We start from the raw sequence: 9,343 nt of genomic DNA on the forward strand, positions 1-9,343 counted from the left end.
CCATCCAATGCGGTTTATCCCCGCTCGCGCGGGGAACACCGACAAAAAGCGAAATTCGCTGGGTTCAGTGTCGGTTTATCCCCGCTCGCGCGGGGAACACCATGATGTCGTCGTATTCCTCTCGGGTGAAACCGGTTTATCCCCGCTCGCGCGGGGAACACCCTTACTACTAGCGGTTACCGCGCCCGTCAGACGGTTTATCCCCGCTCGCGCGGGGAACACGACTTGCCCGCCTAATGCTTCCATGAACATCGCGGTTTATCCCCGCTCGCGCGGGGAACACTAGCCATTTCGACATCCTGAAAACGTTCAGGACGGTTTATCCCCGCTCGCGCGGGGAACACGACAATACAGGGGACAAAACTGGGCCTGATTACGGTTTATCCCCGCTCGCGCGGGGAACACCTATTGGCATCCGCCCCCGGTACCGACGCTGACGGTTTATCCCCGCTCGCGCGGGGAACACTTTACGTGGTCTGGCAGCCATCGGATAATACCCGGTTTATCCCCGCTCGCGCGGGGAACACACATCCTGGTTTGATTTCGACCACCACCAGCCCGGTTTATCCCCGCTCGCGCGGGGAACACACCACGACGCGGTGATTGGCGCGCTGGGAAAACGGTTTATCCCCGCTCGCGCGGGGAACACATGCGCGCGCGGCGTAAACAAATTTTTGATTTCGGTTTATCCCCGCTCGCGCGGGGAACACGGTGGCGATGGCCTCTTTGGCGTCCTCAAACCCGGTTTATCCCCGCTCGCGCGGGGAACACACTTCGAGGGGATCCACACCCGCAACATCATCCGGTTTATCCCCGCTCGCGCGGGGAACACGTATTTTAAATCATCAACCACCTTACCATGTACGGTTTATCCCCGCTCGCGCGGGGAACACTCACGCCCGGTTAAACGCATATCGAATAACTGCGGTTTATCCCCGCTCGCGCGGGGAACACGCACATGCATTCCAAAACTCGTTAAAGACGGGCGGTTTATCCCCGCTCGCGCGGGGAACACGCGGGGAACACTGAATTACGGAGTATTTGTTATTGATGTCCTGCGGTTTATCCCCGCTCGCGCGGGGAACACCAATGGCGGGCTTGTTTAGATCGTCTCGACAACGGTTTATCCCCGCTCGCGCGGGGAACACCCTCACTCGACGCAATGTTGCAGCCGAAAGGGCGGTTTATCCCCGCTCGCGCGGGGAACACTAGATAAGATTTAAGCCAAATAACCAACCTCGCGGTTTATCCCCGCTCGCGCGGGGAACACATTTTGCAGGTTGTTGAACTGCCACATGTTAACGGTTTATCCCCGCTCGCGCGGGGAACACGCGTTCTGAACAACTGGACTGCCCCACTGCCACGGTTTATCCCCGCTCGCGCGGGGAACACAGATTTCACGATGCGGCATACTGGAGACGCCGCGGTTTATCCCCGCTCGCGCGGGGAACACTCATCAGCAATCCGCTTAAACTGTTCTTTAACCGGTTTATCCCCGCTCGCGCGGGGAACACATGATGATCTCACTCCGCCATCACCAAGAGTCCGGTTTATCCCCGCTCGCGCGGGGAACACCAGCGCTGCCGCTCACACCCAAGACATTTATGCGGTTTATCCCCGCTCGCGCGGGGAACACCGTAGACACATTGGTTATTTCTGCCATACGCGGCGGTTTATCCCCGCTCGCGCGGGGAACACCATATAGCAGCCACCAGGTATCTAACAACTCGCGGTTTATCCCCGCTCGCGCGGGGAACACGTCATTAAACAAGGCTGGAGAAGCCGTGGGTGCGGTTTATCCCCGCTCGCGCGGGGAACACTACTTGAAAGCTTGGGCAACGACCTGTCTAAGCGGTTTATCCCCGCTCGCGCGGGGAACACGCACGCCGAAAACAAATTCCAGCGCTAATAAACGGTTTATCCCCGCTCGCGCGGGGAACACCCCAGCAACGGCTTTACTGGCAGCAGCGATATCGGTTTATCCCCGCTCGCGCGGGGAACACATTTGTTGCTGGGCTGGGACAAGCTGAGAGATCGGTTTATCCCCGCTCGCGCGGGGAACACTCTGGGGAAAAGCTAACAAAATCGCTCGTGAACGGTTTATCCCCGCTCGCGCGGGGAACACTATTAAATCGCGCTTCTCAATGAAAAAAGAAACGGTTTATCCCCGCTCGCGCGGGGAACACAATCAAACTCTTTGTGTAACTGGCTAACCTGACGGTTTATCCCCGCTCGCGCGGGGAACACAGCATTGATACAGAGAATGGAAGCTCACCATGCGGTTTATCCCCGCTCGCGCGGGGAACACTCCAATAGCATCTTATTGAAATATTTATTCTTTTCCAATACTCAGTTTTTCACCAGAAAAAGTTATTTTTCCTCTCTGCATAACTTACTGATTTTACATAGAATAAAATACAGCCTACGCGCTAAAGCGCGCTTCACCAAAAGCGCGGAAAAATAACTTTTAATATCAGCGGGATATATAACCAATGCGACTAATGGCGGCGTTCTCTGTCCGGATTACTGAAAGCAGAACGCAATATGCAGCCTTGCTATAAAAGTACGACAGGCTACGCTGCGTCTCACTCGCATACAGGCATAGCCGGGGCCTGTCATTACACGCCGCTGGCGAGGAGCAGGCTCCGCTAATTCCCCCAAACGGCGTCATGCCGAATATCCTGATGCGCAACAAACAAGCAGCATCCGCGCCGGCTTTTGCGCCCAAAATGGCAGTAATAGCGGCATCGCTGCCTGCCGGTAACGACGCTATCGCGGCCAGTAATAAAAAGGAAAACCGGGGTTGATAATTAGCGCGCTGATATCTGAAAAATCGTGAACGGTTACCTGTGTGCGGCGGGAAGCCAAAAATGGCTATCGGTCAGCGGTAAGCAGGCAATACCAGCCTCTGACGGACTGGCATTGCCATAAAAGTGAACGGGTCTATTGCACTTCGCGAGCGTCGATACGCAGTTCTTTCGGCACTTCAAAAACGATGCTCTCTTCGCGCCCAGTCAATTCCTGGAGACTTTCACCGCCCAGCGTTTTCAGGCGGGTTATCACATTTTGCACCAGTATATCCGGCGCAGAAGCGCCTGCGGTAACGCCCACACAGTTCACGCCCTCAAGCCAGCTTTCCTGGATGTCGCTGGCATCATCAATCAGCCACGCGGTTTTCCCCATACGCTGGGCCAGTTCAGCCAGGCGATTGGAGTTCGAGGAGTTTTTAGAACCAACGACCAGTACGATATCGGCCTTTACGGCCAGCGCCCGCACGGCTTCCTGGCGGTTAGTGGTGGCATAACAGATATCATCTTTGCGCGGCCCGACAATATTCGCAAAGCGTTTACGCAATGCGTCAATGACGTCTGAAGTGTCGTCCACCGAGAGCGTAGTCTGGGTCATGAAAGAAAGTTTATTCTCATCCTTTACGCTTAATTTCCACACGTCTTCCGGCGACTCCACCAGATACATACCGCCCGCCGGGTTGCTGTACTGGCCCATCGTTCCTTCCACTTCAGGGTGCCCGGCGTGGCCTATCAGAATAGACTCCTCGCCGCGGCGGCTCGCACGCGCCACTTCCATATGCACTTTTGTCACCAGCGGACAGGTAGCGTCAAAAATGGTCAGGTCCCGGCTTTTCGCTTCATTACGTACCGCCTGAGAGACGCCGTGCGCAGAAAAAATGAGTATCGCGCCATCCGGCACTTCGCTGATTTCTTCAATAAAAATAGCGCCGCGCTCACGCAGGCTGTCTACCACATAGCGATTATGCACCACTTCATGGCGTACATAGATGGGCGCGCCGTAAATTTGCAGCGCGTTTTCCACAATGCTGATCGCCCTGTCGACCCCGGCGCAAAAGCCACGAGGATTAGCCAGCAGAATCTGCATGTAAAGTCTCCAGTACCGGATCGACGTCCAGCACCTCAATATCAAAATGGATAACCTGCCCGGCGAGGGGGTGGTTAAAATCGACGGTAATAGAATCACCGTTAACTTCGCGTATCACGCCGGGCATTTCGCTGCCATCCATTGCGGTAAAAAGCATAATCGCGCCCGGCTCCGGCTCACCGGCATCGATGAACTCGCGCCGGGAAAAATACTGAATCAGATCCGGGCTACTGATGCCAAAAGCCTCTTGCGGCTGTAGGGTGAAAGCAAGCTTCGCTCCCGCCTTCTGGCCTAACAAATGCTGTTCAAGCCCTTCTGACAGGCTGGTGTCGCCCAGGCGAAACAGCGCGGGCTTACCGCCCGCGCGCGTTGACTCCGCCGTCGTGCCATCGTCCAGCTTCATCGTAAAGTGCACCAATACCGCGCTGTCGCTTTGTACTGAATTCGCCATTAGCGCTCCTTTTGTTTTGCCGCTTTGCCGGAGGGAAGGAAACTCTCGAGCAAAATCAGCGCCGCGCCAATGCAGATCCCCATATCGGCAATGTTGAACGTGGCGAAGTGCCAGTTGCCAACGTAGAAATCAATCATATCGACCACAAAGCCGTGCGCCATACGGTCAAACAGGTTGCCCAACGCGCCGCCGATAATGAGCGCATAGGCAATATTATTGAGTTTCTGCGCGGCGCTGCTGCGGTACATCAGCACCGCCAGCACAAGGGCAATCCCTACCGCAATGCCGGCAAAGAACCAGCGCTGCCAGCCGCCTTTATCCGCAAGGAAGCTAAACGCCGCGCCCGGATTATGCGCGTAATGCAGGTTCAGGAACGGCATTAGCGCCCGGGTCTCATACAGTTGGAAATTATCCATAACCCACTGCTTGACGCCCAGATCCACGACCAGAACCAGAACCGCCAGCCACAGCCAGCGCAGGCCAGTTGAAAATATCGGTTTACGCATCAGGCAAACTTACGTTTTTCGCCGTCTCCGGCGACGTTACAGACACAGCGACCGCATAGTTCTGCGTGTTCCGCCACCTTGCCAATATCGGTGGTGTAATGCCAGCAGCGCGGGCATTTATCACCTTCGGCCTTATGCAGCGCCACCTTCAGCCCCTTAAGCAATTCGCTCTGCTGGGCATCGGCGCCTGCCGCTGAATAATCCTCGACGCTTGCGCCGGAGGTCAACAGGACAAATCGCAGCTCATCGCCCAGCGCCGTTAGCTTCGCCGCCAGCTCCGGCTCGGCATACAGCGTCACCGCCGCTTCCAGCGAGCCGCCTACGCGCTTATCGGCGCGGGCCTGTTCGATAACTTTGTTGACTTCGCCGCGCACTTTCAAAAGCTCGGCCCAGTAAGCGTCGTTCATCGCCTCGCTGTCTGCAGGGCCAAACAGGCCGTCGTACCACTCACCGGTAAACACATACTTTTCGCGCTCGCCCGGCAGATACCCCCACACCTCATCAGCGGTGAAAGAGAGAACAGGCGCCATCCAGCGCACCAGCGCCTCGGCAATATGGTACAGCGCGGTCTGGCAACTGCGGCGCGCCAAACTGTCAGCCTTCGCGGTGTACTGGCGATCTTTAATGATATCAAGATAGAACGATCCCATTTCAATGGAACAAAAGCGCATCAGGCGCTGTACCACTTCGTGGAAATCATAGGCCTCATATGCCTTCAGGATATCGTCCTGCGCGGCTTTGGCGCAGCCAACAGCCCAGCGATCCAGTACGACCATATCTTCAGGCTTCACCCTGTCTTTCGCCGGATCAAAACCGTTAAGGTTCGCCAGAAGGAAACGCGCGGTGTTGCGGATACGGCGGTAGGCGTCAGCGGCGCGCTTGAGGATCTCGTCAGAGACCGCCATTTCGCCGGTGTAGTCGGTCGATGCCACCCACAAGCGCAGGATGTCAGCTCCAAGCTTATTCATCACATCCTGCGGCGATACGGTGTTGCCGATGGATTTGGACATTTTGCGTCCCTGGCCATCCACGGTGAAGCCGTGAGTCAGCACCTGGCGATACGGCGCTTTGCCCTTCATCGCAGTTGAGATCATCAGCGAAGACATAAACCAGCCTCGATGCTGGTCAGAGCCTTCCAGATACATATCCGCCCCGTGGCCGCCGAACTCAGGGCGCACGTCCACAACAGACGCGTGGGTTGAGCCGGAGTCAAACCACACGTCCAGCGTATCCATCACTTTTACATAGTTATCCGCATCGTCGCCCATAATGTCGCGCGGGTCGAGATCCCACCACGCCTGGATGCCTGCCGCTTCCACACGCTTCGCCACTTCCTCCATTAGCGCCAGCGTGCGCGGATGCAGCTCTTCGGTATCTTTATGTACGAACAGCGACATTGGCACGCCCCAGGTGCGCTGACGAGAAATGCACCAGTCCGGGCGGTTGGCGACCATAGACTCAATGCGCGCCTGGCCCCAGTCCGGGATCCACTGCACGCCTTTGATCTCCTGCAGCGACTGCGCGCGCAGGCCTTTTTGATCCATGCTGATAAACCACTGCGGCGTGGCGCGGAAAATGATGGGCGTTTTGTGGCGCCAGCAGCACGGATAGCTGTGCAGCAGTTTTTCCACGTGCAGCAGCGCGCCTTTTTCACGCAGCAGCGCAACGATGGCGTCGTTAGCTTTAAAAACGTTCAGGCCGTCCAGCGTGGGATACGTCCCCGGAAGATAGCAGCCGTCCGGACCAACCGGGTTAGCGATTTCCAGACCATATTTCTGACTGATAGTGTAATCGTCCGGGCCGTGGCCGCCGGCGGTGTGTACCGCGCCGGTACCGGCATCAAGCGTGACGTGTTCGCCAGAAATGATCGGTACGTCAAAATCCAGGAACGGGTGCTTAAAGCGCATCAGCTCAAGTTCGGCGCCTTTTACTGTCCCAAGCACCTTGCCGTCTGCGATACCGGCGCGTTTGAGCACGCTTTCTACCAACTCTTTGGCAAGGATCAGCGCCTGGCCATTCACCTGCACCAGCGCGTAGTCAAATTCCGGATGTAACGAGATAGCGCGGTTTGCCGGCAGCGTCCACGGCGTGGTAGTCCAGATAACCAGCGATACCGGGCCTTTTACGCCAGCGGCGCCGAATTTCGCCTTCACGGCCTCGGCATCAACGGCGTGAAACGCCACGTCGATAGACGGCGAGGTTTTGTCATAGTATTCCACTTCCGCTTCGGCCAGCGCCGAGCGACAGTCCACACACCAGTGCACCGGCTTCGCCCCTTTCAGCAAGTGGCCGTTGCCGATGATTTTTCCCAGCGCACGGATAATATTCGCTTCTGTTTTGAAGTCCATCGTCAGGTACGGATGGCTCCAGTCGCCCAGCACGCCTAGGCGAATAAAGTCTTTGCGCTGGCCATCCACCTGCTCAGCGGCATACTTGCGGCACGCTTCACGGAACGCTGCGGCGGAGACTTTCTCGCCCGGTTTGCCAATTAACCCTTCGACCTTCAGCTCAATCGGCAGGCCGTGGCAGTCCCAGCCCGGTACATAGGGGGAATCGAAACCGGAAAGTCCTTTAGACTTCACGATAATGTCTTTCAGAATCTTGTTAACCGAGTGACCAATATGAATGTTGCCGTTTGCATAAGGAGGGCCATCGTGAAGGATAAAGGTTTTTTTACCTTTCTTCGCGGTACGGATGATGTTGTAGAGGTTGTCGTCGGTCCAGCGCGCCAGCATTCCCGGCTCGCGCTTAGCGAGATCGCCGCGCATCGGGAACCCTGTTTCCGGCAAATTCAGGGTGGATTTATAATCACTCATCAGATTCTCGGTTCCGTATTTCGGTTTGGTTAAAGCGTCGTTTGCCGTTTCGCGGCCGCAATATCGCGGCAGGGCGAACGTTCATTACGTTGTCTGTAGCCCAAAAAATTCACGGGCTGTTATTTCGTCCCGGGCGATTTGCGCCTTTAGCTCATCCAGCGAGGAAAACCGCTGTTCACTGCGTATTTTTTTGCGTAACACAACATTGATATGGCGGCCATACAGGTCCATTGCAATATCCAACAGGTGAACTTCCAACTGTTGTCTCATCCCGGCCACCGTCGGGCGAGTGCCGATATTGGCGACGCCCGGCAGCGGCGTCGCGCCAATGCCTTCAACCTCAACGGCGTACACGCCCCTGACAGGGGAAACCTGGCGGCGCAGCGGCAGATTCGCCGTTGGGAACCCCATAGTGCGCCCCAGTTTGTCGCCATGAACCACGCGCCCGCAAATAGTAAAAGGGCGGCCCAGCAGATTCTCAGCAAGCGCGAGATTATCCTGCGCCAGCGCCTGGCGCACTGCGGTGCTGCTAATACGTATGTCGCCTTCACAGAAGGCGTCGGCGCTGATAACGCTAAAGCCATATTCCCTGCCAGCCTTCTGTAATAGCAGGAAATCTCCCTGGCGGCCCGCGCCAAAGCGGAAATCATCCCCCACGGCCAGGTATTGCACGCCTAAGCGCCCCACCAGCAGATCGCAAACAAAGTTCTGCGCCGTCAGCGCGGCGAAACGGCGATCGAAACGCACGCACAGCACCGCTTCAACGCCGCATTGCGCAAGGTAGCACAGTTTTTCACGCAGACGCGTCAGGCGAGCAGGCGCGCGCTCGGCAGCGAAAAGCTCAAGCGGCTGCGGCTCAAAAATCATCACCATCACCGGCAGATTGCGCCGGCGTCCCTCGTACGCCAGGCGTTTTAACAAAGCCTGGTGCCCACGGTGTACGCCGTCAAAATTACCAATAGTCAACACACAGCCGCGATGGTCGGGGTTGAGATTATGTATGCCGCGTATCAGCTTCATGGCAAGCTCAGAACAGTGGAAATCGGCGGATTATACCTTGTACAGCCGGTAAAATTAACCGGCGAATAGCCCGTTTAGCATAAAGCTGCAATGATTTCATCATTATGTTCAGCGCAGCGGGCCGGGATACGGAATTTTATGGCCTAAAGGCTGTATTCGCACGCGGCAAGCTGGTAGAATCCTGCGCCATCATCACGTAACCGGCGTCGGGAATTTACGGCGCTTATTTGCACAAATCCATTGACAAAAGAAGGCTGAACGGGCATATTCCTCGGCCTTTGAATTGTCCATACATGATTATTTGGGAGTTGGACCTTGGCTAATATCAAATCAGCTAAGAAACGCGCCGTACAGTCTGAAAAGCGCCGCAAGCACAACGCTAGCCGTCGCTCCATGATGCGTACCTACATCAAAAAGGTATACGCGGCGATTGCAGCAGGCGACAAAGAAGCTGCGCAGAAAGCATTTAACGATATGCAACCTATCGTGGATCGTCAGGCGGCTAAAGGCCTGATCCACAAAAACAAAGCAGCGCGCCATAAGGCTAACCTGACTGCGCAGATCGGTAAAATGGCTTAACAGCTTCTTTATCTGCTTTGATAAAAAAACCGGCTCACGCCCTGAGGGATCCCCACAAACTCAGCGCTAATAAACCA

The 9,343-nt window shown here is 56.1% G+C and carries 6 protein-coding genes and 1 CRISPR repeat array (1 of these 7 cut by a window edge); of the genes, 1 reads left to right on the forward strand and 5 read right to left on the reverse strand.

From position 1 onward, the window contains the following. A CRISPR array of direct repeats spans positions 1 to 2,308; the repeat unit is 29 nt; unit sequence CGGTTTATCCCCGCTCGCGCGGGGAACAC (it extends 2,494 nt beyond the left edge of the window). 635 nt (positions 2,309 to 2,943) lie between these two features. The 5 genes from ispH to ribF all read right to left on the reverse strand — a co-directional run bounded on the left by ispH (position 2,944) and on the right by ribF (position 8,687). Next, positions 2,944 to 3,894 carry a 4-hydroxy-3-methylbut-2-enyl diphosphate reductase gene (ispH, locus tag JJB97_RS14650; protein WP_238714751.1) on the reverse strand — a complete coding sequence of 317 codons (951 nt, stop codon included), beginning with the start codon at positions 3,892 to 3,894 and terminating at the stop codon, positions 2,944 to 2,946. Beyond that, positions 3,875 to 4,345, reverse strand: coding sequence for an FKBP-type peptidyl-prolyl cis-trans isomerase (gene fkpB, locus JJB97_RS14655; protein ID WP_238714753.1), 471 nt, complete (start codon positions 4,343 to 4,345; stop codon positions 3,875 to 3,877). The genes ispH and fkpB overlap by 20 nt, the downstream gene beginning before the upstream one ends. Then, complete coding sequence (gene lspA, locus JJB97_RS14660; protein WP_238714754.1) at positions 4,345 to 4,851, reverse strand: signal peptidase II; 507 nt, start codon at positions 4,849 to 4,851, stop codon at positions 4,345 to 4,347. Before lspA ends, fkpB begins: the two co-directional genes overlap by 1 nt. Beyond that, positions 4,851 to 7,667, reverse strand: coding sequence for an isoleucine--tRNA ligase (gene ileS, locus JJB97_RS14665; RefSeq protein WP_238714756.1), 2,817 nt, complete (start codon positions 7,665 to 7,667; stop codon positions 4,851 to 4,853). The genes lspA and ileS overlap by 1 nt, the downstream gene beginning before the upstream one ends. 84 nt (positions 7,668 to 7,751) lie before the next feature. Then, entirely contained in the window at positions 7,752 to 8,687 is a 936-nt protein-coding gene (gene ribF, locus JJB97_RS14670; RefSeq protein WP_238714758.1) for a bifunctional riboflavin kinase/FAD synthetase, read from the reverse strand. A 315-nt stretch (positions 8,688 to 9,002) separates the two neighbouring features. Here ribF and rpsT point away from each other — a divergent pair, with 315 nt between their 5' ends. Beyond that, the gene (gene rpsT, locus JJB97_RS14680) at positions 9,003 to 9,266 is read left to right on the forward strand and encodes a 30S ribosomal protein S20 (protein ID WP_238714759.1); all 264 of its coding nucleotides are present in this window, start codon (positions 9,003 to 9,005) and stop codon (positions 9,264 to 9,266) included. Positions 9,267 to 9,343 lie beyond the last annotated feature (77 nt).

The sequence above is a fragment of the Tenebrionibacter intestinalis genome, assembly GCF_016632365.1.
GTDB lineage: Bacteria > Pseudomonadota > Gammaproteobacteria > Enterobacterales > Enterobacteriaceae > Tenebrionibacter > Tenebrionibacter intestinalis.